Below are 26,014 nucleotides of genomic sequence, written 5' to 3' on the forward strand. Positions count from 1 at the left end.
TTGACTTCGTGTAACACGAAGGTTCTAAGCTTAGTGTAACGCAAATGAGTCGTAAGTGGAATTCCCGCTGTAGTGCCCGATTCAGGGGATAAGCGCCGTTTGCCGTTATACATTTAAACACTGGGAGGAATTACAATGCAAACCGTCACATTAAACAATGGTGTGAAAATGCCGATCATCGGCTTTGGTGTTTACCAAGTTCCTGATGCTGATGAATGCGAGAAAGCCGTATATGATGCGCTGATGGCTGGTTACCGCCTAGTCGATACCGCCGCCGGTTATCTGAATGAGGAAGCGGTCGGTCGCGCGATCAAGCGCAGCGGTATACCACGTAAGGAGTTGTTCATCACAACCAAGCTATGGGTTCAGGATGCCAGCTACGAGAGTGCCAAGCTGGCGTTTGCTAAATCCTTGAAGAAGCTCCAGCTCGACTATCTGGATTTATACCTTATTCACCAGCCGTTCGGCGATTACTACGGCGCTTGGCGTGCGATGGAAGACCTGTACCGCGAAGGCAAGATCAAGGCGATCGGGGTCAGCAATTTCCTGCCTGACCGTTTGATGGACCTTATCGTGCATAACGAAATCGTGCCTGCCGTCAATCAGGTCGAAACGCATCCGTTCTACCACCAGATCGAGAGTGCTGCTTTTATGAAAGAGCAGGGAGTGCAGCACCAGTCGTGGGCGCCTTTCGCTGAAGGACGTAACAACTTGTTCGGGAACGAAGTTCTGGCCTCGATCGCAGAAAAACACAACAAGTCCGTCTCCCAAGTCGTGCTTCGCTGGCTTGTTCAGCGTGGAGTCGTTGTAATTCCGAAGTCGGTGAAGAAAGAACGGATCGTTGAAAACTTCAACATATTCGATTTTGAGTTGAGCGCGGACGACATCGAACTAATTTCCACTCTCGATACGCAGGAAAGTCTTTTCTTATCGTACCGCGATCCGGAAGTCGCCAAGATGATGGGCAACTGGAAAGTCGATCTGTAACCTTGATTAAACCGTAAACTCATCATGCGTTTATCCTCATCTATTAAGAAAGGACAGGGCGATCGCCCCTGTTCTTTCTTTACTTGAATTGCAAATTCTAAAAATAGCAAAACTGCTGCTATCGGTGGACCGAATCTATACTCCACCAATACAGGTCACACACAGAACCCCGAGACCCCCATAACTATCCTGCCAGTTAGCTTAATCCTCTCTGGTCTGCTTGTCACAATGAACTATACCTCAAACTGACGTCAGGAGGTCCCTAGAAACCGTCAGAATAGGGTTGTTACGAATATTAATTGACACTTCCGAAAAAGGAGATTATAGACTTATTCCTGACACTATTGGGATGAGGAGCTTTTTTATGAAAGTCAACGCATTGGTTCTGTCCGGGTAAGCAGCTTCGAGCAGAATCCAGAACGACAATTGGAACAAGTTTAGGTTGACCGGCTGTTTACAAACAAAGCTTCCGGTAAAGATGCGGTCTTCATGGCATTTAGATCATGCCGATATTATTCTTCGTTCTCGGGGTAATCGACCTTCAGCTGATCGACCGTATCGTACTTTTGGGTCTCAAACATGAATTTCGCTGGTGTTTTCTCTGTTCGGTCTTTGATGACATGGCCATATACTTTACCATACTTCTCAAATACGAACATCGACTTACATACGCCATACTCCATAAAGTGCAATTCGATGCAGCAAAAGAGTTTCTGCTGAACAAAGAGAATTCTCTCCGGATCACTAAAGAACAAGCCAATTTATATTATAAAATCGGATTTCTGACCCCGCGTGAGCTGGTAGACTACGTTTAAACATCGCCTCCATGTATAATTGAGTCATTTTCGTCCCCAATTGAGAAGATGAGACCAATACGACGAAGCTGTAGATTGCCTCATGACAAAAAAACACAGCTGCGATAGGTGTCAACGACGAAGTCCACTCCTGCCGCCTGCATCCAAAGCGAGGCAACGCCATTGCTTAAATACCCCTTTGGGTTTCTCAATCTTCGATTATCAAATGACCAGAATTCTAGTTAGGACAAGATGCTAAAAGAAATGGGAGTCAAATTCGCTGCAGCCGTCGGCAATCGCTTGGGAATCCACAGGATGATCGAAAAAGGAGAAAACATACCTCCAATCCGATGTCCCGGAGTATACTTGATACATCCCGGCAGCGAGCCTCAACACGAAACAACTGAGCCCAATTGCTCTCCCCATATAACCAAAATGATGGTTGCCGATGTATTCCCCGGTTTTTTCAGCGCCCCGAAAAGAGTAGATTGATTTGTCCCCAATAACTTGCTTCAAGTCCCAAATTCCTTTTGTTCGGGTCAGTACGTAAAAAAAACCCAAATGATAAGTATGGGCATAAGCTGAACCTTTCTGAATGGCATAGCGGTCAAAACTTATTTTGATCGCTTTCGCCGCATTGAGGTTCGTTTCGTACAGTAGATCAAAATCTATTGGAGCTTTTATTAGCTGTTTGGATGCGCGTTCTATCGCGTTCGCTTGTTCCGTGATGATTTGTTCTAATTCCTGTTTGTCTTTGCGGGTCAGTCGGATTTTAAAGCAGCAGACAGCGATGAAAGCCGTCAAGCTGGAGAAGATAAGAAGCAGGTTCCCCCATATTAAAATGGCAAGCCAAATACCGAAAAACGCGCCAGAATATATTCTGAATTTTGCCGAAGGGAAGAAGCGGAACAGAAATACAAGCCGGTTCAGTTTCAAAGCGTACACCTCTGAACGGATTTCTGCCAGTTTATTCAAGGCGGCATCGGCGGTCAACGGCATGAGCCCAATTTATCGAAGGAACGTTATACAGGCCGTTGCGGTTGCCGAGCGGTCCCGTACAATATAGCCATCGTCTCGTTCGAAAGGTGGGGACACGTTGGCATACGTCCGAATGATTGTCGTTCAAGAACGGAAAGGCTACTTGATAGCCAAGAGATTAATGGACATCATAGGCACTCTCATGGGCATAATTCTGTTCTCGTTGGTAATGATCTTGGTTGCGATTCTTATTAAGCTGGAGGATCCGAGAGGAAAAGTGCTTTTCAAACAGGCCCGCATCGGAAAAAGTGGGAAGCTGTTCCAAATATACAAATTCCGTTCGATGTCAGCGGATGCGGAGGAAAAGCTGGAGGAACTGCTCCCGGTCAACGAGGCTTCCGGGGCAATATTCAAAATTAGGAACGACCCTCGCGTGACGAAGGTCGGAAAGTGGATTCGCAGAATGAGCATTGACGAACTGCCGCAAATATGGAACGTGCTTAAAGGCGACATGAGTCTTGTCGGCCCCAGGCCGCCTTTGCCCAGGGAAGTTAAGGAGTACAGTGAATTCGACAAGCAACGATTACTTGTGACCCCAGGCTGCACGGGTCTGTGGCAGATATCCGGACGCGGCCGGCTGGAGTTCGAGGAAATGCTGGCGCTGGATTTGAAATATATTCAGAAGCGATCAATTACAACGGATATTGGGATTATTGTGAAGACGTTCGGGCTATTGTTTAAAGGATATTGAAATCGCTTAACTGCCTAAGTTATCGAGCATCGGCGAGTACCTAGGGAAGTCATCCAGGAAAGCCATGAGAAGGTGCTGCGGACGTTCCACCAGATCAAGGACAAGGTAGATTCGTTTTACCTGTACGACACGGCGGAAAGACATCCGTCTCAATTTTTCGTGAAAGAGAATGACCAGATCCGAGTCGTGAATGAAAGGCGGATCGGAGAGGTTTACGCTAAGGCCGGGGTGGATGCGCCAGCACTCGATAAATGGGTCCAGCTAGAAGAGCCGCTGCAACTGAAGGAAGTATTGAAGAAGGGGCAGGGCATCCCTACCGGGAGCCAGGTCACGCCAGCGCTCCTGAAAAATCATTTGTCCAGCTATTCTTTCGAAGTAATTATTGGCCAGGAGATCCTTTACTTTGAGTTGAAGGGCCAAGACAAGGTTTCTCGTCTGCGTCTCGAGAAGGTGCCATACGTGTCCCAAGAGACGAAGAACATGTGGCTTGATCAGGCAGCTGCACCTAGTAAAGCAGCAATGCGTAATATGAACCTCGAAATGTAGAAATGGCGATATACGTGGACATGTCCAAGTTGATGAAGTCGTTCGAAAAACAGAAGGAGAAGCACTACGAAGAGCTCCAGTATCCAGGGATTAAACCAAAGACAGCTGGATTCATTATTAGACTCAAATAGCAATACGATCGGAGCTCTTTTATTACATATCGCTGCCAATGAATACGCTTACTTCGTTAATACTTTTGAAGAAAGAGAACTAAGCGATGACGAACAGATTCAATGGGGAGCAGCTATCCGATTGGGTGAAGAAGCAAGAGAAAAGATACGTGGGAATGATTTGAGTTATTATATTAAAAAGTTAAATGACGTCAGAAGTAATACTCTAAAAAGGTTTAAGGATGTAGATGATGAGTGGTTACACACGATCGGTTTGGGAGCCATCGGAAAGAAATGCTTATTTTCTGTAGCTTCTGTAATAAAAGTAACTATCATTTTCCATATGAAATTTGTTATCCCCTATAGGCGTTCGTCTTTCAAGCAACTTAAATCCACATTTTTCAGCCAATTTGTTCGAGGGAACATTGGCACAATTAATTGTCAGGATTAAATACTTAACATCAGATACCTCAAAGCACCATTCTGCCAAGGCACTTATCGCTTCTCTGGTATATCCGTTCCTTTGATGTTTTTCCGACATGAAATATCCCAGTTCGATTTCATTTAGCTTCTCTTTAAGCCCCACCCCTATGCTACCAATCATCTCATCGGTGTTTGGCAAGGCAATCGCGTAGGAACGGCCAATGGAAATATCCGTATTATCCGATTGCTTTTGATACTGATCAATCAATCCATAATAATCCTGCGGATGTGCGCGTCCGTCAGCCCAATCTGGCATATAACGGTATACAGCCGATTCCCTGGCAATTGAATAAAACCTTTTAGCATCTTTTTTTTCCAAGGTTCTTATAACAACATTTTGAGTTTCTATGCGCATGGCGGATACTCCTCCTAATACAAATTTTGTTCGCTGCTCATTTGTTTACCTATTATAACATGCACACACTTGACAGGAGGCACTTTGCATTCAAAAGTTTGGGTGTATGACCGTGCAGGCTTTCCGGTTTACAAGATACTGGATGGTTACGAACGACACGGCGTCAAGTTGCCGAGCCCGCTGCAATGGAGCGATCTAACAGAAGGCACGTTTATTGAAGGACAGCGGAATCTGGAATGAACTGAAGTGTGAATATACCGGAAAAGCATAGAGGCGCAGAGCCTCGTCTTATGAGAATGGAGCCTCTAATTGTGCCGTTGTCCTCAAGCCGAATGTGCTGCGTCAGCGTCCCAAGCCGTATTCCTCGAGCTCGAGCGATTGTGAATGGCAGCAGATAGCAGTATGCTGATCTCGAACAGCAGCAGGAACGGTACGAGAATAAACAAATTCGACAGGAGATCGGGCGGCGCGATCAGCGTGGACAGCACGACCAGCAGCATATAGCCGTAACGCCGCCACTTGCGCAGCAGGGTTGGCGTCAAGAGCCGCAGCGCGGTTAAAAATGCAATGACGATCGGCAGCTCGAACATGAGCGCGCAAGGAATGACGATGTTGAACATAAACGAGAAGTATTGAGCAATTCCGTAGGTTTCCTCAAGCTCCATGGAAGAATTCAATCGCCTTAGAAACAATAAAGACATACGGAACACCACAAAATACGCGAAGCTTGTCCCCGCAACCATAAGGGCGGCAGAAAGTGGAATGAACTTGAGCGTCACGCGCCGCTCCGTCTCCGTCAGGCCGGGTTTTGCAAACTGCCAAAGCTGATACAGACTGAAAGGCAGCGTTACAACGAGTGCGAAGAGAAGCGAGAACTGCATATACACCCGTATGCCGTCCCATGGCGACAACGCATGCCAGGAGAGACTATTCGCCGGGGGAGCATTCTTTAAGTAGGAGATGGCGGAGGAGGCGAGCGACAAGCCGGCCGCAAGCATAACGAGCAGTACGACGACAATGCGTATGACCCTCTTGCGCATCTCCAGCAAATGTTCGGTCAACTTCATATCGGACGTCTGCATCGTTGTCATCCCCTAACTCATGCTTTTCTTGCCCTCGGCTTCCTGAGCGTTCAATTGCGTTGTGCCGTTTGCTTCCAGCGAGCTTATGGTATTCGCTTCGGACGAATTTCCTCCGGACAGCCTGCCGCCGGATTCCTCCGTTATCAATTCCTTGGTACCGCTCTTGAATTCCCTCAGCGTTCTGCCGAACGCTCTGCCGAGCTCCGGCAGCTTGTTTGGACCGAACAACAGGAGTTCCACGAGCACGATGAGAAGAATCCCTACCGTTCCAGGCGCATGCATGGTCGTCTCTCCTCCGTCAAATCAGATTGTTGGCGATGACGTTGGCGGATCCGACGGTCGAAATGCCCCCTTCGATCAACGGCGGGAAAGCCAGCGGCGTGTGCGTACGAAACGGCTTCTGGATGATTCCGGCGCCTGGGGGCCGGACGACGCTCATCCGCGCGACCGCGGCGAACGGGTAAGGATGAGCGGCAAACAGGCAATGCAGGCTCGAAAAAAGTCTGATTATCAAAACGGGAGGCACATGACGATGACATTTTCGATTTCAGCGGAGGACAAGCGCCGCTATCGCGAGGACGGCTATTGGATCAGTCCCAAATTGCTGGACGACGAGGGGATCAACCGGCTGCGCAGAGCGCATGATCGGATATGGGAAGGCGACTTCGACGGAGACGGGTACCCGCTCGACAATGCGTATGCGAAGGGCGGCGATCGGAAGAAGCTGCGCCAATTCAACAACGGCTGGTGGATCAATGACAATGTGCGGGCTGTCGTGACCGACCCGGCGATTGGCAAATTGGCGGCCGATTTGCTGGAAACCGACGAGGTCAGGCTCTGGCACGATCAAGTGATCTGGAAACCTGGAACAGAGGGGGAGACGAGCGCGGTCGGCAATGTAGGGTGGCACCAGGATTTCGCCTACTGGCAATGCCTGAGCACCGACAACGTCGTAACCGTGTGGATTGCTTTGCAGGATACCGATCTCAGCAACGGCGGCATGATGACGATTCTCGGCTCGCACAAGTGGGGGCTGATCAAAGACAGCGATACTTTCTATGAGACGAACATGGATGCGCTGCGCGCCAAATACGAATCAGAAGGAAGGAGCTGGGTGGAAGAGCCGTGCATTTTGAAGGCCGGACAAGCAAGCTTTCATCACGGACTGACCTTTCACGGCTCGGGGCCTAACTTGTCGTCCGAGCCTAGGCTTTCGGTCGTCGCACATCTCATCCCCGGCGGCACAGCATATCGCAGCGGTGTGCAGTATCATGGCAACGCCAAATTTCTCGGTCCGCGTCCGCAAGACGGTCAGCTTTTCGCCAACGACTATTTTCCCGTCGTTTACAGAAGAAATCGGGAGGCAACGAATGATGAGTAACAAGCCTGCGATTTTCCCCCAAAGGGGATTGATCGTCTCGGCGCAGGCACTGGAGGATGAGCCTCTTCATGGGGGCGACACGATGGCCAAGATGGCCGTCGCTGCTCGAATGGCCGGCGCAATAGGCATCCGGGCGAACGGTGTTTCGGATATTCGGGCGATCAAACAAGCGGTAGTTTTGCCCGTCATCGGGTTGTTCAAAAAAGTGAGGCAAGGCTCGGATATTTTCATTACACCGACGTTATCCGAGGTTAAGGCCGTGCTCGCTGCGGGAGCGGACATCGTCGCGATGGACGTAACGTACCGGGAAGGCCGTTGCAGCAGGCGAAAGAGCTGATTGAATACGTGCACGGACGCGGAGCCTTGGCTATGGCCGACGTATCGACGTACAAGGAAGGCATTGCGGCAGCGTCGATCGGCGCGGATTTCATTGGCACGACGATGTCGGGCTATACGCCTTATAGCCCGAAGATAAACGGCCCCGATTTGGATTTGATTACTCGGCTGGCTGCCGATCTAAGCGTTCCGCTTGTGGCCGAAGGGCGCATTTGGTCTCCCGAGGAGGCGGTAGCCGCCATGGCCGCCGGCGCCGACTACGTGGTCGTTGGAAGCGCAGTTACACGTCCCCAACTGATCGCCGCGCGCTGGGTACCGGTGAGGCGGAGCCATTGTCGACAACGGCAAAATGGTGCGCGGACAATGGGGCGGCGCGGGAGAAATCGGGCATATGAGCGTCGATTATCATGGCCGAACCTGTATTTGCGGAGGCATCGGCTGTCTGGAGGAATATGCATCCGGCACCTCCATCTCCAAGCGTATGAACGAGCTTCTGTTGGCCGAGGCGGCTTATGATGCTGCCCGTGACGGTCCGGTCGATACCCGAGAGACGGTCAAGCGCTGGCTGCTCGGCGACCCGGTCGCCGGGCGTGTAATGAATGAGGCTTTCGAGGCACTCGGCACGGCCATATCCAGTCTTAGTCATCTATTCAATCCTGAACTTGTCGTCATTGGGGGAGGGCTTGCCGAAGTCGGAGAACCCGTACTGCGAAGGATTGAGGGGGAGACGCGAAAGAAAACAATGCCCTCGTTTTTTCCTGAACGGGGAATCCAACTTGCGGCGAATGGCAATCGCAGCGCCATGATTGGCGCGGCAATGCAGCTATGGGTGTGATGATTACCTGTTATTTCTCCGAAATTTCGGATGTCAGGTAATTGTGGCAGGTTTTGTATCCTGCCAACCGCGCGAGAAGTCTCGTAAGCTATCAACACATAAACGAGACTACGAGGTGACGACCGCATGACTGCCGTAATTGACAATGTGAGCAAAATGGGCGCTTGATCTGAAGGCAATTGGTAGAGCGAACTGGAGACGTTTCCTTTGGCAGATAGACCATTCAATTTAAGTTGAATTGACAGTTTATTGAAGCATTTAAACAAATCACGGAGGCTACCGGAACAAAACTCATCCTTGTGAGCACCATGGATCTGATCCCGAAGATGCCAATTATCATCATTCGAAGAAGCCGTTCGATTGAACTTAAAAGCGCGTAATATAATAATGCTAAAATACCCATTGCTTGAGCAATGGGTATTTTAAACGGCATCCGACTGGAAAATGACATTTGATATTACGAAGAGGTCGCTAAATGACATAACATAGTACAGCAGGTGTCATTTTGATCGTACAAGAAGCACTGTAGAAGGCTTTAATTAATGACAAATCTAATTACAGCGAACATTTGTCTCTTGTTACAGTTCTGACATCATACCGACAAAAAACGCCGGCGAGAAAAATAGGGCAGCCCCCGATCGGACTATGTCGCCCGAAGCCGAGGGCTTTTTGCATTTGTCCAGCTTTGCAAGTACCGCGCCGGGGGGGGGGGCATTTTCGCTTACGAGTTTAACGCACAATCCTGCAGGAGATACTGGGACCATTAACATCTCTGGAAGTGACATTGAAATGAAACTATTGGATCGTTTGCAGGAAAGACAAAAGCTGGATGCCGATTTGTTTATCCATCGAATGTTTCTTACCCAACAACCGGTCATGCTCGCAGGGTACAAATCGCTAATCGATTTGCCTCACACCTTGATGCTGCTTCAACAGCAAGCTCAGAATGCGATCGCCGCAGAACGGCCTTTATTTGCTCTAGGAAGCGGAATCGGCGATTGTATAAGCCCAACCGAAGAACTAAAAGTAATCGAAGCGATGTCCGAAGGGAATTTGATTATACTGTCTGAATCTTCCGACTTGTGTATCAAGATCGTTCCGATATCCCGTACGTTGTCCCGAGCTATCGAAGCGCCAACGACCGAAAACGTAATACGCGGTTCGGTAAGTGCCTTCAATGAAGATCTCGATACCAATATCGGATTAATCAAGAAGCACGTGCATTCGGAGAAACTGCGAACACAGTCGTACCGGTTTGAGAAAGGACAACGCAGACAAGCGATACTTCTATACATGGAGGGACAAACAAACCCGTCATTTCTAAATGCGTTGAAACGTAGAATTGAATCCAACCTGGGCAATAACATCCCCAATTTGCAAGCGTTGAACAAATTGCTGGGATTCCCCGTATGGACGTTGATTTCCCGCTTTAACACCACGGAGCTGCCCGAGAATGCCGCCTATGCGCTCGAAAAAGGCAAAGTGGTTTTATTTCTCGACCGCTTTCCGTTTGCCATCATTCTGCCGAGTATGATTACGGACATGTTTGCGGTGGCGAACGATCGTAATTTCCCCTTGTTTTTCATGATAACCATGCGTTTATTGCGTACCATTGGGGTGCTGGCCAACATGCTGATGCCCGGATTGTATGTAGCGCTCGTTTCGGTGAATCCCGACGTGCTTCGAATTGAGCTAGCCTTGTCAATTGCCAGCAGCCGAGTAGGGGTCCCTTATCCAGCCATTGTCGAAACATTATTGTTGCTCTTGGTTCTCGAACTGATCCTCGAGGCCAGCATCCGGCTGCCGAAAACCATAGGACCTACGATAACGATGGTTGGCGGTATTATTCTAGGGCAAGCTGTCGTGAACGCCAAGCTCGTCAGCAACATTCTGATTATTATTTTGGCTGCAACCACTATCGCGAGTTTTACGGTGGTCGGGTTCCACAATTCGATTTTCATCCGCATATCCAAATATCTCATTCTTATTCTGTCAGCGCTATATGGCGTATTGGGACTATTCGCGGGCGTGGTGGTTGTCTGCGTATACTTGGCAAGCGTCAATACGTTTGGCATTCCTTATCTGTACCAGCCGAAAGCAAGGGAGAACTCTGATGGATAAAAGTTTGCAAGTCATGGTCATGTATCTCCTAACGCATATCGGGCTTATATTTTTTATGTATCCGACAGACATCATCGAAGTCGTTGATGTCGGCCATTGGAGCGCGATTTTGCTCGGATTCGCGTTACATGTCGCATTGATGGGCATTTTTCTGAAAGGATTAGGTTATTTTGCGCCTAGAAACTTGATCGATATTTTCTTGGGAGTGGGCAAAGTTTTTTCCATTATCTTGTTGCTTCCCGTTACGCTTTACTTTCTGATGACGATCATCATCGACATCCGCGCTTATTCGGAAATCGTTACGCTTGTTTTTCTGGCCAAAACACCGCTATGGGTGACTATGGTCTTACTGCTTTCTGTACCTGCGTTTATTTCCGCTCTAGGCGTTGAAACGCTATTCAGATCGGGAGTTCTTGTCGCCATTTTGTTTTTCCCCTTCCTCTTATTGATCTTCTGTCTTTCCTTTCAAAATGCGGATTGGCGTTATATATTCCCGTTGATGGATAAACAAGCGGCTTCTCTTTCGTACGTTGTCAGCCGTCCATACTTGCTCAGCTTGTTTGCTTTCACGGGCGGATTTATGTTTTTAGGTTTTATTCCGCCTTATATCACTTACAAACGCCGCAAAGTGATGTGGGCGAGCGCTTTGCTTCTCCCCTTTTTTCTAATCTCGGTTTATGTCCCGATTTTAACGTTCGGACAAAGTACAGCTTCCCGGTTTCAATTCCCGTTCATCACGGCGGTCGATACGGTGAATATCAGCTGGTTGATGTTTGACCGGGTCACTCTCTTCTTACTGCTTAGTCTGGTTTGCTTTGCTATGCTCTTTATTTCATTGATCATGTGGAAGACAACCTTGCTGATTCGGCGCGGATTTCCGTCTATCCGACCGGTCACAACGACAATGTTGCTGTCTCTGGCTATATTTATCGTTTGTTTGTACATTCCTGATTGGAAAACTGTAGAACGTTTGCTTTGGTGGAATACCTATCTGCGACTATACGTGATGATAGTCATTCCTTTTATCACGCTTTTTCTGGGAATTCGTCATCATCGTAAAGGGGCGGCTTGTCCATGATAACGAAACATCATATACATGATGTTCTTAAGATGCTGCTGATGACAGGATTCCTTACTGTTTTGTGCGGTTGCTGGGACATCAAAGACATCAATCACCGCACGCTGCCGATAGTCATGGGTGTGGAGAAGAAAAATGATGCTTATAACGTTTTTCTTCTGATCCCGGAAAATAACCAAGGAGGGACAGGCGCGAAAGTCGTAACGGGTACGGGAGAAACGATCAACGAAGTCGTAGATCGTTTCAGCAAAGACATGGAGGTGCAAGTCGACCTGCTGCATTTGAAAGTCATCGTGTTCGAGCGGGCGATTGCGGAACAAGGTTTAAGCGACAGCATTTCGAGCTTTATGAGGGCCCGCGATATATCCCCCAAGACAATCGTAGCCATAAGCGAAGAAAAATTGGAGCCCTTATTTGAAAAGTTGAAATCTTCATCAAAGAACGGTGGAGTGGAGATCTATAACTTTTTCGAGAAAAGCGCCGGCTGGACGCCCCATGTGGCCCAAACGCGAATATGGCAAATTTTCCGAAGCCTTAACTCTTTCACGCATGACGTGGCCATCCCAATCATAGAACCAGGCCGAACCACGACCATTGCAAGCACTGGATCGGCAGTAATCAAGAACGGTAAGATGGTGGGCAAGATTACCCCCGACGAAACATTGATGTTCAATGCGTTTAATGGATTAGGAACGCAAGGGAGAATCGAGGTGATGGATCATGGTTCGGTGCTGATCGTAGCCGACAAATTAACCCACAGCAGCTCCATCAAAGGGAATAAGGCTATATTGAACTGCCGTCTCCAGCTAAAGGTTACGATTCTGGAAACGAAAGGATCTCCATCAGTGACGATGATCAAACGAGAACTTGATGAAATGCTAACCGGCCAGATCCAGCAGATGTTCCGAAATATTCAATCGAAGGAAGCTGATATTTTGGGGATGGGGCAATTTTTCCGGACAAAGCTCTCCCGCGAGCGCCTAGAACATTGGAGGTCGGAATATTATCCGTACATGAAATTGAACGTGCAGGTCAATACGATTATTCAGAATAAAGGGCTTCTCAAGATGAAAAATTAGAAATCGGTGGTTATAGTCGATGATGTGATGTAAACACAGCTAGAGAAATTCTTACCATGATCTACTCCAAAGGATCCTGCGCGACGATAAGAAGCGGGTTGTTTTCCGAGAAAAATATTCGTCTAATCATGACATAGGTTGTCGTGATTGTTCCGTTATACTGTGAAAGCTAAGAAAATGGAAATCCGAGGTGGAGTCTATGAACGTCGAACATATCATAATCAAAGGAGCACGCGAGAATAACCTAAAAAATGTGAATGTCCGTATACCGAAGCGAAAAATCACAATCTTTACCGGCGTCTCGGGCTCGGGAAAATCTTCCTTGGTATTCGACACCGTAAGCGCAGAAGCGCAGAGGCAGCTTAATGAGACTTTTACCGCATTCATCCGCAATCGGCTGCCCCGGTTTAGTCAGCCGGATACCGATCTCATCGAGAACTTGTCCACGGCGGTTGTTATCGACCAGAAACGGCTCGGCGGCAACTCCCGTTCGACGGTCGGCACAATCACGGATATTTATGCCTTGCTCCGGTTGCTTTTCTCCAGAATCGGCAAGCCTTTTGCCGGCTCTTCGCCTTTTTTTTCGTTTAACGAACCGGCCGGCATGTGCCCGGAATGCTCCGGAGTCGGACAGGTGGTGCAGTTTGATGTGGATAAGCTGCTCGACAGGTCCAAGTCGCTGAATGAAGGCGCAATCCTGTTCCCCGTATTTAAAGTGGGAAGCTGGTACTTGAATACGTATACCCATTCCGGCTTGTTCGACAACGACAAGCGGCTTGCCGACTATACGCCGGCAGAATGGGATACCCTCCTCCACGGCAAAGAAAGCAAGATCGTATACCGCACCAAAGGCGGCGATATCGAATCGGATTATGAAGGTCTGCTGCCCAAGCTCACCCGCCTGTATTTAAAGCGGGACAGCAGCGAGATGTCAGATGCCAAACGCGAAACCCTGGACCGCTTTCTATCCTATAGCGAGTGTAACCTTTGCGGGGGAAGCCGGCTTAATCAAGCGGCCTTGGGCTGCCGGATTAACGGATACAACATTGCCCAATGCGCAGCGATGGAGATTGGCGAGCTAATACGTATGATTGAAGCCATTCGGGATCCCGTTGCCGGTCCGATAATTGGCGGGATTCTGATCCGGTTGAACCATCTGGTCTCTATTGGGCTGGAGTATCTGAGTCTGGACCGTCAAACCGCAACCTTGTCGGGCGGGGAGTCGCAGCGCATCAAGATGATCCGGCATCTGAGCAGCAGTCTTACCGACATGATCTACATTTTCGATGAACCGAGCGTCGGACTGCATCCGCGGGATGTCCATCGTCTGAACGGCATGCTGTGCCAGCTCCGGGACAAAGGGAATACCGTACTTGTCGTCGAACACGACCGCGAAGTAATGGAGATCGCCGATTACATCATCGATGTCGGACCTCATGCGGGAACCCGCGGCGGAGAAATCGTCTACGAAGGCGACTTTGCGGGCTTGCTCCGCGCGGATACCTTGACAGGACGGTACTTGAAGCAAAGTCTGCCCTTGAAAACTTCAACCAGGGTGCCCAAGGGTCGGATGACCGTAGCCGGCGCCAGCCTGCACAATCTGAAGGATGTGACAGTCGATATACCCGTCGGTGTGCTGACCGTGGTAACGGGAGTAGCCGGCTCAGGCAAAAGTACGCTGATTAACGAAGCATTCCTGCCGTCGCATCCGGAAGCGATTGTCATTGATCAGACGGCCGTGGGCACGTCCATCCGCTCCAATCCGGCTACCTACACGGGGATGATGGACGAGATCCGCCGGCTGTTCGCAGCAGCCAACAAGGTGAGCGCTTCCCTGTTCAGCTTCAACTCCAAGGGAGCCTGTTCCAACTGTCAGGGTCTTGGGATGATCTACACGGATTTGGCCTTTCTCGAGCCGGTAAGAACGACATGTGAAATATGCGCGGGCAAGCGGTTCAGCGATGAAGTGCTGCAGTATAAACTGAACGGAAAATCCATCAGCGACGTCCTCGCTATGACGGTACGGGAAGCTTCGGCGTTCTTCAGCGGGAAGGAACTGCTCCGTCAAATGCGGACGCTTGAGGATGTGGGACTTGGATACGTAACGCTGGGTCAGCCTCTGAGCACCTTGTCGGGCGGAGAATGCCAACGCATCAAACTGGCCGGGGAACTTCACAAGGAAGGCAGTCTCTATGTAATGGACGAGCCGACAACCGGACTGCATATGTCCGATATCTCTCGTCTGATGGACATTATGAACCGCTTGGTCGACGGGGGCAACACGGTGGTGGTCATCGAACACAACCTGGATGTGATCAAGAGCGCGGACTGGATCATTGACATAGGACCCGAGGGCGGCTACCGGGGCGGCCAAATCGTCTTCGAAGGCACGCCTGTTCAGCTGGCTGCCGCCGAACATTCGATAACGGGTGCGTATTTGCGCAAGACAGAAACCGGCCAGATGGAAAATAAGCGATAATGAACGCTATACGGTTTTTATTAATATGTCACAATGTGACATGTTTTATATCTATAATTAATAGTAGCTCAACGAGAGGAGTAACAAATTATGAAACGAAATATTATTTTAGATCTAGCAGTTACTTTAGACGGTTTTATCGAAGGGAAGAATGGAGAAGTTGATTGGTGCATTATGGACCCTGAGATGGGCTTTAATCATTTCTTAAATCAAATTGATACTATTTTATATGGAAGAAAAAGCTATGAATTATGGGGACAATTTGTTCCAGGAATAGATCATTCGGAAGATGAAAAAAACTTTTGGGAATTGGTTCATCGTAAAGAAAAATATGTGTTCTCCAGAACGCAAAAAGGGACTGATAACAAAGTAAAATTCATAAATGATAATATTGTTGAAGAAGTAAATAAGTTAAAGAATAAGCCTGGTAAAGACATTTGGCTATATGGTGGAGCAAGTCTTATTACAAATTTTATAAATGCAGGGCTTGTTGATGAATTTAGATTATCTGTTCACCCCGTTGTTTTGGGAGAAGGAAAACCGTTGTTTATTGATATAAAACAGAGGTTGAATTTAAAAATAGTTCATACAAGAACGTTCTCCTCTGGCGTTGTGCAACTAATTTATCATTTAAATGAGAGTTCTGAAGCCAGTATTTGAGTTGATCGCCTGTTTGCCGCCAGAGAATCTGGCGGCGAGCAGAATATCCATTACTGAAACTTTTTTCGAGTTAAGAAAGTCATGTAACAGTCGGGAAAAATTGTAACAATGAGGTATAAAATGAATAAATTAATATTTCTTTTGGTCTCAGTATCATTGCTCGGAAGTTCATTGGGCTGCTCCAATAATGATGATAAATCAACAGTCAAAAGCAAACCTTATTCGTCCAACGAAGCGATTACCAAAGGTGATGTTGTATATCTAAACAAAGTCTACAACATTGAAAAGTTTAATCGGTTCATAACGAACCTTGATAATAAGAAAGCAGACAGTATCCGAATCACGGGTTATACTGATGAGGGCGATCCAATATTTAAGGATTTGAAGTATGACGGCAAAGAAATCAGTTACACCTACGATAATTCAAATGATGAATTTGGTGGAAGCAATAAAGGTGTACGATCAGATATTTGTTCCAAAGTATCAAGTGAGAAAAACGCACAAGGTGAAATTGATTATTCCATAAGCGGTTGTACAAAAAATGATTCTGAAATGAGTTACTTTCTTATTCGTATAAAAAAAGAGTGAACATAGATACTATAGCCCGTTTCAACAAGACAATAATTCCATTATAAATAAACCCGTTGCGGTAATGGACTCGCGGGTTTCTTCCCGGGCAAACCGAAAGGATTCAAGGACCAGCGAAACACTTCTAGTAGTCGGCAAAAAGCCATCTCCATAAATAATACATGATCCCAAACATTTCGTCGCTACTCCAACTTCGTCAGCTTCTCGCGGCCCATGAAGAAAGAGAAGACCAGCGCAAGTACGGATGGAATAATCGCCCATGCGAAGGTATGCGAGATGGAGGACGAGAGCGCTGACGTAATCTTTTCCAGCACCTGCTGCGGAATGGCATCCCTTGTTTCCGACGATAGAATGGCGCTCGGATCGCTGAGATCGATGCCTGCTGGAATCTGGCTTTGACCGCCGCCCCCCGAGAACAATGCCGTCAGCTTGTTGTTCATGGAGTGGCTTTGAATAATCCCGAATACCGTGATTCCAATCGTCATCCCTAGCGAACGCAGGAAGTTCAGAGTGGCGCTGGCTGCGCCGCGTTCCCTAGGCGAGAATGAGAAGATCGCGGCATTGCTCAGTACGGAGAAGGACGTTCCGATACCCAGACCAATCAGAATCATGAAGATGATAATCATGAATTTATGTGATTCAATACCAAGCGTTGTCAGTAAAATATTGCCGATTGCAAGCAAAGCAAGAGTTGGCACCATAAGCAAACGGAACGTCGTCTTGGTAATCAGGAAGCCGCTAATGGTTGACGACACGACGGAACCCAGCATCATCGGCAGGAGCACGAGACCGGAGTTTGTCGCTTTTCCTCCCAGAACGCCCTGGATGAAGATCGGGATATAGACCGATGCCGTGATGAACGCTGCGCCGCTGAATATGGAAATGACGTTGCTGGTCCAGTATAGACGCTTGCGAAACATGCCGAACGATATGATGGGCTCTTGAACGGTTCGTTCGATGAAAATAAATGCAACCAGAAGCGCGGCAAATCCGGCAAACAAGCTGATAATGAAGCCAGAATCCCAAGTATACTGTTTGCCTCCGAGCTCAAGCGCGAACATGAGGCATACCACGCTGCCGACGAACGCAACCGCTCCACCCCAGTCGATTCGCTGCTTTGTATGCTGAACGGACTCTTTATAGAAGAAAGCGATCATGATAAAGGCAATCAGACCCAGCGGGAGGTTAATGTAGAAAATCCATTCCCACTTGATATAGTCGGTAATATAAGCACCAAGGAGTGGTCCGAAAATACTCGACATGCCGAACACAGCTCCGAACAATCCGCCTAGTTTGCCGCGACTTTCAGCCGGAACGGCATCAAACATTATCGTAAAAGCAATTGGAATTAGCGCTCCCCCGCCGATTCCTTGAATAGCGCGATAAATGCTCAACTCTACGATGGAATGTGCCGTTCCGCACAGGATGGAACCCAACATGAACATCAAAAGCCCGAAAATAAAAAACCGCTTGCGTCCATACATATCGGACAGCTTGCCGAAGATCGGCATGCCCGCCATCTCGGCGACCATGTAAGCCGACGTGACCCAGACGAATTTGTCCATCCCGCTGAGCTCGCCGACGATCGTTCCCATCGCCGTCGTGACAATCGTGTTGTCCATGGATGCCATCAGAATCCCAAGTAGTAAGCCGGAGACGACAACACCCACATTGTTACGTGGTGCAATCATTGTTTGTTTGTCTTCCTTCCCATTTCATCTTCATAATATTTTCTATTCATTCATCAATGCAGCTCCATATTAGCGGGAAACTTGCTCTAAGAGCCAATTATAGAGCAACGGGTCAGCGTAGGTTTCTGTCAAATCGTGACCTGCATTTGGGTAAATGGTTAATTTTACATTCCCTTTATGTCGTTTTACAGCTTCCACCATATTAAGTGTTTCCTGCAACGGAATTACATCATCTTTCTCGCCATGAAACGCCCATATCGGGATATTCTTCAAGACCTCTGCTTTTTCAGGTTCCCCACCACCGCACATGGGGGCCAATGCAGCAAATCGCTGCGGATATTTAATGGCTAAATCCCATACGCCATAACCGCCCATACTGATTCCTGTTAGATAGATTCTCTTGTGATCCACAGGGTATTCTGCAACGATCTCATCAAGAAGAGCTATTATGAAGTCTGTTTCCATATCCCAAGAGGATTGGTTAGGACATTGCGGGGTAACGACTATAAATGGGATGTCTGACTTTTTCTCGAGTTGTTGTGGAAGGAAATCTAATCTTAATAGCTCCAAATCATTTCCCCGCTGTGATACGCCATGGAGATAAAGGAGCAGGGGCAATGGCTGAGAAGACTCTATTCTATCCGGTAAATGAAGCAAATAATTTAGACTCGCACCGTCTTTTCGCAATTTCTCGTCAATTCGAATCATAATAATTCCACCTTAAGTTAATTTTATATTTACTGTTCCAATAATTCATTTAATTGCATCAATAGTTTTATATAGATTTTTTGATGAAGCCATTCCGTATTTGCGAAATCCCCAAGGGTTTAAGTCCAATATATGATTCTTGCAATTTTCCATCTTTCCCCCCTTTTAAATCATTCACTAACATGGAAGTGGAATTGAATCCATAGTAGTGCAATAATGAATATTAGGGAAGAACCCACTTATTAGTGACATACTAACCCGAAAGTAATAATTGCAAAGGAAGTGGAATTTATGGCTATGACTTTTTGCTATAATAAGCTCGAAATCTGTATTAGAGTGATCGGCGGCAAATGGAAGGGACTTATTTTATATCATTTGCATTTTGGTCCAAAACGAACGACTGAGCTGCAGAAGCTCGTGGTAAATATTACGCAAAAAATGTTGATACAATCTTTAAGAGAGCTGGAGGATGATGGTATTGTAAAAAGAACGATATATAACCAAGTGCCTCCCAAAGTAGAGTACTCTTTAACCGAGCTCGGATTGTCACTTCATCCCATACTGGTGACTCTTACGGATTGGGGCGGAATGTATCAAGAACATTTTCAGAAAGAATCGGAGATGAATTCAGTATAAAATTGCAAAATTGCGGGATGGCGCTTTTCTCGGAGAGTGCGGCGTTTCGAGTATTTCCGCCGAGGATGAGCTCCATTACGAAGTGAACGACCCCGATTGGTCGGGCGGCGGCAGCTTCGCCGGCGAGGGACCGATTCTTGCGCAGACGCTGTGGGAGATCTGGCAGTCTCCTGGTTTACCCGCAGCCTCCTGCCGAAGAGAGCGTCGCCGTAATCGGATATAAGTATCGCGGACATTGCGTGGATGTCTACATGAATCCTGGACACTGCCGAATTCTCCGGGACGGTAAAGAGATATACAGCGGCATCCCGAGTTTGCAGAAAGTGGTTTGATCCGGTTTCCTACCCTATTACTATCTAAGTTTACCCGCAGAATTGTTGTAAATAGGAACAAAGCGACCCATTGCTGGGTCGCTTTGTTATTAGGTATGGCCTTCATTCTACCGAATCCATTGATTGTTAGATTTTATTACTGTATACAAGCGGGTTCAGCGGACTTGCGGCAAGGTCGCCGGGCTTGCAGCCAGGCAGCCAACTCCGCAAGTCGCTCTCCCTCGCCTTGCTGTCGGGTTCCGCAATGCGGGTGCCGTCCGCAACGTAAATGATCGTCATGACCTTGCGCATGTTGTCGGTCGGATTGCCAGGCGCGCAGTGCATCGTCCAGCCCGCATGGAACGTGGCGTCGCCTACGGACATCGCACCGTAGTTCACCGTCGGAAATTGCTTGGCTTCAATATATTGAGCCAGCGTCTTGTGCGATTCGTCCGAAATCTCCTGTTTATTTACATAGCCAAGTTTATGGGTACCGTTTGCGAACGTCATTGTACCAACCTCTTGCGGAATCGGCACCAGAGGCATCCACATCGTAATCGTGTTGCTCGTATCCAGCGGCCAGTAGATTTGATCCTGGTGCCATGGCGTATGGCCGCCGCCCGGCTCTTTGAATAGGGCCTGATCATGGTAAATGCGTACGCCGTCTACGCCCATCAATTCCGCGGCAATTTTGCCGAAACGTCGGGCCAATGTAAACCGTCTGCAGGCCTCGCTCTTCTCCCACAGATTGCCGATTTGAATGAATGCTTTTCCGTAGGTATCGCGTTCCGATACAGGCTTGTCATGATAATTTAATTTCAATACCCAGTCCGTAATAATCGGCTCGTATTCCGCGATTTCTTCTTTGGAAGCGACATTCTTTAAATAAACGTGCCCGTTCTCCTGATAACTCGAAATTTGTTGTTCCGTTAGCGAATAGTCCGAGTTCAGTTCCGACGATGATTCGAATGTTTTGCTCATTGCAGTTCCTCCTTAAAGGTATCGTCGATTTTGCTCTCATTGTATCGCAGGCAATATGAAATGGCTTTGTATAACCATTCGATTTTTTTGTCAAAAACAACTGAATGTACGGTGCCGAAGTCTGATATAATTCAGCCATAATCAATTGTTTTAGGGGTCATTCACATGCGCAATATTGCCGATTTTATTGCACGACATCCTGTTGTGCCGTTTATTCGCGAATGCGATTTTGCAATCCGCGCGCCATGGTCCATGCCCGAAAGACGGCTGCTCGATTATTTGTTGATTTATATTCAGAACGGACGCTGCCGCTTTTGGGTGGACGGCACGCCTTACTTATTCGAGCAGGGAGAGTTTTGTCTGATCCAGCCCAACAGCTTGACTGTTCTTGAAGGGCTCGGCAACACGGTAACCCCGTTTGCGCACTTTGACCTGTTCTATAACCCCGAGCGGGAGAAGAGTTTCCCTACGAGGGCAGGTCAAACCGTTCTCAGCGCCTACTTGAATCTGCTTCAGCCCCGGCTTAACGATTTACTGGGGATTGATATCCCTTGCAGACTTCGCCTTCGTTACCCGTCGAAGTTTCGTGATACGTTCTTGCAGGTCGTGGAGTACTGGCAGTACCGCGACCCTGTCGCGCAGCTGCGTGCGCAGGCAGGCATGACAGAATTATCGATTCTGCTCCTGGAGGATTATTTGACAGACCGGCCGTCGCAGAGCATCTCGCAACAGACGCTCAATTGGATCACTTCCTACTTCTCCTTGCATCTTGATCAGGAAGTTCGCATTGAAGACATGGCGAGAAGGGCAAACCTATCTCCTTCCAGATTCAACGCGGTGTTCAAGGAGCAATATGGCGTTACGCCGCATCAGTACCTGCTTGACATGCGCATCAGTCATGCCCGTGAATTGCTGCAAAATACCGATCTGTCCCAGGAACAGATTGCCGCATATTGCGGATTTGCGGATGTTCATCACTTCTCCAAAAGTTTCCGCAAGAAGATGGGTTTGCCGCCCGGCCGATATCGAAGCGAGCAGAGAAGGGTAACGCTAGGTTAGAACTTTCACCGGCGGATCCCCGGATTGTATTGGATGCCCTGCAGAACAGAATTCCATAGAATTGAACCAGAGATTGAAGGTTTCGCCAATGCCCGGAACGCTTCAGAGTCATTATAATGGAAGCATACGGGGAGGGGGACGGACTGCCGATGTACAAGCTGATGATCGTCGACGACGAGCCGACCGTCCGGTTCGGGCTGCGCAGCTACTTCGATTGGGGCGCTTTCGGGATCGAAATCCTGCATGAAGCAGATGACGGAGACGTTGCGCTGGAGGCGGTCGCGCGCGGGATGCCCGACATCGTGCTGACGGACGTGCGCATGCCGAACATGGATGGGATTCGGTTGTCCAAGGCGATCCGGGAACGGTTTCCGCAGGTCAAAATCGTCTTTATCAGCGGTCACGACGACGCCGATTATTTGAAATCCGCGCTGCAAGTGAGCGCGGTCGATTATATTTTCAAGCCGGTCAATTTGCTGGAACTCCGGAAGGTCGTGGAACGGGTCGTCGCCGAGTTGGAGATGGAGAAAACGGAGCGGTTGCTTGCGCAGGACATGCAGCTCAAGCTGAAGGAAAGCATGCCGCTGCTGCGCGAAAAGTTTCTGCTGTCGCTCATTCAAGACGGATTGGCGAAGCCGGAGCGCATTCGGGAGCGGCTCGAATTTCTCGGGCTGCAGCTGCCGGCGGACGCCACCTACTGGGTTATCGTCGTGTCGGTCGACGATAGCGCGGACGTGTTCGAAGCGCGGTCGGAGCGGGACCGGCAACTGCTGTCGTATTCTATACTGAATGTCTGCCAGGAGCTGATCGGCCGCTACGTGGGAGGATACGCCTTCGAGCACCGCGGCGGCGAGTTCGTCGGGATTTTGTGCGCTCGTCCGAACGATCCGGAGGACGATCTGGAGGAGCGGCTGTTCAAGCTCGCAGGAGATATCCGGGACAATCTGCAGCGCTGGCTCAAGCTTAGCGTGACGATCGGGATCGGGGATCGAGCCGCGCATTTGCCGGGGCTGGCCGCTTCCTATGCGCAGGCGCGAGAAGCGGCCGACCGCAAATGGTACCTCGGCAAAAACCGGATCATCACGATGGACAGCCTCGAAACGGAGGCGCAAAGCTTGTACCGGTTCGAACATGCGATGATCGAACGTCTAGTTTCGGTGCTGAAGGCGGCCGATCCCGACCAGTTGAAGGAGGCGCTGAACGAGCTGTTCGACGGACTCTCCCGCAATCGCCGCGACGGGTTAAAATACGGGCGCAACGTGGGCCTGCAGGTCTTGCTGCTGGCCGGTCAGCTGCTGCTCGAGCTGAACGCGCAATCGGAAGAACTCGAAACGATGGAGGCGGACATCTGGGAGAGGCTGCTCCGGCAAGAGACGATCGGCGGGCTTCGGCAGCTGATAGAGGCGTATTTGCTTGCCGTTTGCGACGGTATCCGCGAGAAACGGAACGGCAAGGCGCACAACCTCGTCGAACGGGTCCGTGCCATTATCGAACGGCGCTATGCCGACAACGAGCTGACGGTTCTCCAGATCGGCAAAGAGGTGTATTTGACGGATACTTACGTCAGCCTGCTGTTCAAGCAGGAGACGGGCAAAACCGTTAACGAATATTTGACGCAAGTCCGCATTGAGAAAGCCAAGGAGCTGCTGCGCGATCCTCAGTATAAGTTTTACGATGTTTGCTATGCGGTCGGGTACGCCGACCCGAGCTATTTCAGCAAGCTGTTCAAAAAAATGACCGGCATGACGCCGAGCGCGTATCGCAAACTGTTGGGCGGTGAGGGCACATAATACCGTTTTTGCAGGCGGGCTTGGAATTGGCAAAACGAACCGTGCGACAGTTCGGTATTCCGAGGAAGTGGTTGCTTACCTATGTGATACTAATTGTCTTTCCAGCTACCGTCATGTTGTATTCGTACTATGCCCGATCCGCCTCGATTCTGGAGCAGGAAGTGAGCCGGTCGATGCAGCAGACGCTAAAGCAGGCCGGCAATAATTTGGCTTACCGGCTGGAGCGTGCACAGGATGTCAGCAACTCGGTGTTCATGAATCCGAATTTGCATCGCTATTTGGGCGGCTTGAATGACGGAACGTCGATCGGCGAACAGCTCGACAACATCAAGTATTTGCGCTCCTGGCTGGAGTCGCTTCAGGCAAACCCGTTGCAGGCGAATTCGGATGTGTTTCGGGTCCGGCTGTTCGTGGATAAATCGAGGCTGTTCGCAAACGAGCAAATCAACTTTTTTCCGATGGACGGCTTGAAAACGAAGAGCTGGTATTCGCGTATCATGGAGGCGAATGGCGGCATGGTGTGGACGGGCATTTACGAAGAGCGGTATACCGATCGGACCGATTCCGTGTCCATTCTGTCCTGCGCCCGGATGCTGAGGGACCCTGCCCATTACGATCAAATACTGGGCGTGCTCATGATCGACGTCGAGGACAAGACGGTCATGGACATTCTCGCAGACCTCGGATTTACGAAGCCCAACAGGGCGTATCTGGTCGATTCGGAAGGGGTCCTTATCGCTCATACCGACCGGTCTTTGATCGGAACCCGGGCAAGACCGGGCGTGCTGGAGGCCTTGCAAGGCGAAGACGAAGGCGGGGTCAAAAAAATCGTGGTCAACGACGGCACCGAGTATGTCGTGAGCACGAGCATCGGCCCCACAAGCTGGAAGCTGGTCGCGGAAGTGCCGGCCGCCGAGATCTCGCGGCGCGCCGTCGCGCAAAGCCGGTTTTCCGGGATTGCGACGCTGCTGGGGTTCCTGGGGCTCTTCCTGTTGCTGGCGTTCATGCTGCTGACGTTCATCGTGCGGAGCATTAACCACAGGATGAAGCAGGTTGTCGGCATCATACGCAAGGAGGGGCTGGAAAGCTTGGACGAGCTTCAACCGTCGCCCGACGGCGATTTTCGTCTGCTTGAGCGAAGCGTGGACCGGCTGGTCCATAAGGTCCGGTCGCTTGTGGAGGAGACGTACAAGGCGCGGATGCTCGAGCGGGAAGCCCAACTGCGAGCGCTGCAGGCGCAGATCAACCCGCATTTTCTGTACAACACGCTCGATACGATCAATTGGTTTGCGATCGGCCGCGGCGCCGCCGACATCAGCCAGATGATCGACGCGCTGGCGAAATATTTCCGCCTTAGCCTGAACAAAGGGCGCGACCTCGTCAGCGTCGAGGATGAGCTGAATTTGGCGCGCGTCTACCTGGACATCCAATTCAGCCGGTTTCCGGGATCGTTCGACTTTACGATCGAGTCGGACCCCGGCCTGGGGATGTATATCATGCCGAAGCTGACGCTGCAGCCGATCGTGGAGAACGCGCTGCTCCACGGTATCCGCAAAACGAAAGACAAGCGAGGCACGATCCGTATCGCCGCCCGCCGCGACGGAGACGATCTGGAACTGTCGGTGACCGACGACGGCATCGGGATGGAGGAGGATCGGGCGCAGCGGCTGCTGCGCGAGCCGCCATCGTCAACCCGTTCCGACGGCTCGGGCAGCTCGTACGGGCTGTACAATGTCAATGAGCGGATCGCGCTGTTCGCCGGCGATTCGTATGGCCTCCGCATCCGTTCGCGCCCGGGGGCCGGCACGACCGTCACCGTTCGGTTGAAGGCAGTCGCTCAGGCGAACGAAGGGCAGGCATGAACCAAGGGCAGGCATGAACGAAGGGCAGGCATGAACGAAGGCAGGTAGAGCCGCTTCATTTTTCTGTCATGACTTCAACGAAGAAGGTCCGGATCGGGTACCAACATGAAGGAGCTGCGCTGATTAGAGCGCAGCTCCTTTATATGTCATACAGAATTTATAAGTTTCACTCCCATCCATTTGTCCGATTTACAGGGGTAAAGCTATAATTTCAGGTGTTTTTCTGCAGCTCCTGGCGTCGGCTTGCCGTCTTGTCCGGCCGGTTTGAAGAAAAGCACCAGAAATATAGGGATTGTCACCTTCTGAGGAAAATGGACTCCTACTATAATGAGG

Annotated in this window: 23 protein-coding genes and 1 pseudogene; 17 read left to right on the forward strand and 7 right to left on the reverse strand. The window is 49.5% G+C overall.

The features are described from left to right. Positions 1-135 precede the first annotated feature (135 nt). Positions 136-987: an aldo/keto reductase gene (locus H7C19_RS22340; protein ID WP_185671290.1), complete on the forward strand. Its 852-nt coding sequence runs from the start codon at positions 136-138 to the stop codon at positions 985-987. A gap of 1,049 nt (positions 988-2,036) precedes the next feature. On the opposite strand, the gene H7C19_RS22345 is transcribed toward H7C19_RS22340, so the two are convergent. Next, a complete protein-coding gene (locus H7C19_RS22345; protein ID WP_185671291.1) occupies positions 2,037-2,780 on the reverse strand; it encodes a polymorphic toxin type 44 domain-containing protein in 744 nt (247 codons plus the stop codon). 112 nt (positions 2,781-2,892) lie between these two features. Between H7C19_RS22345 and H7C19_RS22350 the strand changes: the two genes are divergently transcribed. Beyond that, positions 2,893-3,510, forward strand: a complete 618-nt coding sequence (locus H7C19_RS22350) for a sugar transferase (protein ID WP_185671377.1) — start codon at positions 2,893-2,895, stop codon at positions 3,508-3,510. Positions 3,511-3,582: 72 nt separating this feature from the next. Beyond that, positions 3,583-4,056 (forward strand): hypothetical protein, encoded by a 474-nt coding sequence (locus tag H7C19_RS22355; protein WP_185671292.1) that lies wholly within the window; start codon positions 3,583-3,585, stop codon positions 4,054-4,056. Between the two features lie 408 nt (positions 4,057-4,464). Here the strand turns inward: H7C19_RS22355 and H7C19_RS22365 are convergent, their stop codons facing one another. From H7C19_RS22365 to tatA, 3 genes are all read right to left on the reverse strand, one after another. Further along, complete coding sequence (locus H7C19_RS22365; RefSeq protein ID WP_185671293.1) at positions 4,465-5,004, reverse strand: GNAT family N-acetyltransferase; 540 nt, start codon at positions 5,002-5,004, stop codon at positions 4,465-4,467. A gap of 323 nt (positions 5,005-5,327) precedes the next feature. Further along, positions 5,328-6,071: a twin-arginine translocase subunit TatC gene (gene tatC / locus H7C19_RS22370; protein WP_246469672.1), complete on the reverse strand. Its 744-nt coding sequence runs from the start codon at positions 6,069-6,071 to the stop codon at positions 5,328-5,330. 27 nt (positions 6,072-6,098) lie between these two features. Continuing rightward, positions 6,099-6,368: a twin-arginine translocase TatA/TatE family subunit gene (tatA, locus tag H7C19_RS22375; protein WP_185671295.1), complete on the reverse strand. Its 270-nt coding sequence runs from the start codon at positions 6,366-6,368 to the stop codon at positions 6,099-6,101. Positions 6,369-6,403: 35 nt separating this feature from the next. Here tatA and H7C19_RS34405 point away from each other — a divergent pair, with 35 nt between their 5' ends. The 10 genes and pseudogenes from H7C19_RS34405 to H7C19_RS22420 all read left to right on the forward strand — a co-directional run bounded on the left by H7C19_RS34405 (position 6,404) and on the right by H7C19_RS22420 (position 16,643). Then, positions 6,404-6,550: a hypothetical protein gene (locus H7C19_RS34405; protein WP_221469406.1), complete on the forward strand. Its 147-nt coding sequence runs from the start codon at positions 6,404-6,406 to the stop codon at positions 6,548-6,550. Between the two features lie 2 nt (positions 6,551-6,552). Beyond that, on the forward strand, positions 6,553-7,467 hold the full coding sequence (locus tag H7C19_RS22380) for a phytanoyl-CoA dioxygenase family protein (RefSeq protein WP_246469673.1): 915 nt from the start codon (positions 6,553-6,555) through the stop codon (positions 7,465-7,467). A gap of 109 nt (positions 7,468-7,576) precedes the next feature. Beyond that, positions 7,577-8,058 (forward strand): annotated as a pseudogene (locus H7C19_RS22385) (N-acetylmannosamine-6-phosphate 2-epimerase); the annotation flags it as partial. A 94-nt stretch (positions 8,059-8,152) separates the two neighbouring features. Beyond that, positions 8,153-8,638, forward strand: coding sequence for an ROK family protein (locus H7C19_RS22390; RefSeq protein ID WP_246469674.1), 486 nt, complete (start codon positions 8,153-8,155; stop codon positions 8,636-8,638). Between the two features lie 645 nt (positions 8,639-9,283). Continuing rightward, positions 9,284-10,759, forward strand: a complete 1,476-nt coding sequence (locus tag H7C19_RS22395) for a spore germination protein (protein WP_246469675.1) — start codon at positions 9,284-9,286, stop codon at positions 10,757-10,759. Then, positions 10,752-11,837 (forward strand): GerAB/ArcD/ProY family transporter, encoded by a 1,086-nt coding sequence (locus H7C19_RS22400; RefSeq protein ID WP_246469676.1) that lies wholly within the window; start codon positions 10,752-10,754, stop codon positions 11,835-11,837. The genes H7C19_RS22395 and H7C19_RS22400 overlap by 8 nt, the downstream gene beginning before the upstream one ends. Positions 11,838-11,869: 32 nt before the next feature. After that, positions 11,870-12,916, forward strand: a complete 1,047-nt coding sequence (locus H7C19_RS22405; RefSeq protein ID WP_185671297.1) for a Ger(x)C family spore germination protein — start codon at positions 11,870-11,872, stop codon at positions 12,914-12,916. Between the two features lie 199 nt (positions 12,917-13,115). Further along, entirely contained in the window at positions 13,116-15,395 is a 2,280-nt protein-coding gene (locus tag H7C19_RS22410; RefSeq protein ID WP_185671298.1) for an ATP-binding cassette domain-containing protein, read from the forward strand. 90 nt (positions 15,396-15,485) lie between these two features. Beyond that, the gene (locus H7C19_RS22415; protein WP_185671299.1) at positions 15,486-16,055 is read left to right on the forward strand and encodes a dihydrofolate reductase family protein; all 570 of its coding nucleotides are present in this window, start codon (positions 15,486-15,488) and stop codon (positions 16,053-16,055) included. A gap of 120 nt (positions 16,056-16,175) precedes the next feature. Then, positions 16,176-16,643, forward strand: coding sequence for a DUF4362 domain-containing protein (locus H7C19_RS22420; protein ID WP_185671300.1), 468 nt, complete (start codon positions 16,176-16,178; stop codon positions 16,641-16,643). A 182-nt stretch (positions 16,644-16,825) separates the two neighbouring features. Here H7C19_RS22420 and H7C19_RS22425 read toward each other — a convergent pair whose 3' ends face one another. Next, on the reverse strand, positions 16,826-18,334 hold the full coding sequence (locus H7C19_RS22425) for an MDR family MFS transporter (RefSeq protein WP_185671301.1): 1,509 nt from the start codon (positions 18,332-18,334) through the stop codon (positions 16,826-16,828). 69 nt (positions 18,335-18,403) lie between these two features. Further along, a complete protein-coding gene (locus H7C19_RS22430) occupies positions 18,404-19,042 on the reverse strand; it encodes a carboxylesterase family protein (protein ID WP_185671302.1) in 639 nt (212 codons plus the stop codon). A 291-nt stretch (positions 19,043-19,333) separates the two neighbouring features. Here H7C19_RS22430 and H7C19_RS22435 point away from each other — a divergent pair, with 291 nt between their 5' ends. After that, positions 19,334-19,678: a winged helix-turn-helix transcriptional regulator gene (locus H7C19_RS22435; protein WP_185671303.1), complete on the forward strand. Its 345-nt coding sequence runs from the start codon at positions 19,334-19,336 to the stop codon at positions 19,676-19,678. Positions 19,679-20,136: 458 nt separating this feature from the next. Here the strand turns inward: H7C19_RS22435 and H7C19_RS22440 are convergent, their stop codons facing one another. Continuing rightward, the gene (locus H7C19_RS22440) at positions 20,137-20,970 is read right to left on the reverse strand and encodes a phytanoyl-CoA dioxygenase family protein (protein ID WP_185671304.1); all 834 of its coding nucleotides are present in this window, start codon (positions 20,968-20,970) and stop codon (positions 20,137-20,139) included. A 165-nt stretch (positions 20,971-21,135) separates the two neighbouring features. Between H7C19_RS22440 and H7C19_RS22445 the strand changes: the two genes are divergently transcribed. From H7C19_RS22445 to H7C19_RS22455, 3 genes are all read left to right on the forward strand, one after another. After that, complete coding sequence (locus H7C19_RS22445; protein WP_185671305.1) at positions 21,136-22,029, forward strand: helix-turn-helix domain-containing protein; 894 nt, start codon at positions 21,136-21,138, stop codon at positions 22,027-22,029. Between the two features lie 116 nt (positions 22,030-22,145). Next, positions 22,146-23,819 (forward strand): response regulator transcription factor, encoded by a 1,674-nt coding sequence (locus H7C19_RS22450; protein ID WP_246469677.1) that lies wholly within the window; start codon positions 22,146-22,148, stop codon positions 23,817-23,819. An 83-nt stretch (positions 23,820-23,902) separates the two neighbouring features. Continuing rightward, positions 23,903-25,681: a cache domain-containing sensor histidine kinase gene (locus tag H7C19_RS22455; protein ID WP_313731934.1), complete on the forward strand. Its 1,779-nt coding sequence runs from the start codon at positions 23,903-23,905 to the stop codon at positions 25,679-25,681. Positions 25,682-26,014: the final 333 nt, after the last annotated feature.

Origin of the sequence: Cohnella nanjingensis (assembly GCF_014212125.1) — a bacterium.
GTDB classification, from domain to species: domain Bacteria; phylum Bacillota; class Bacilli; order Paenibacillales; family Paenibacillaceae; genus Cohnella; species Cohnella nanjingensis.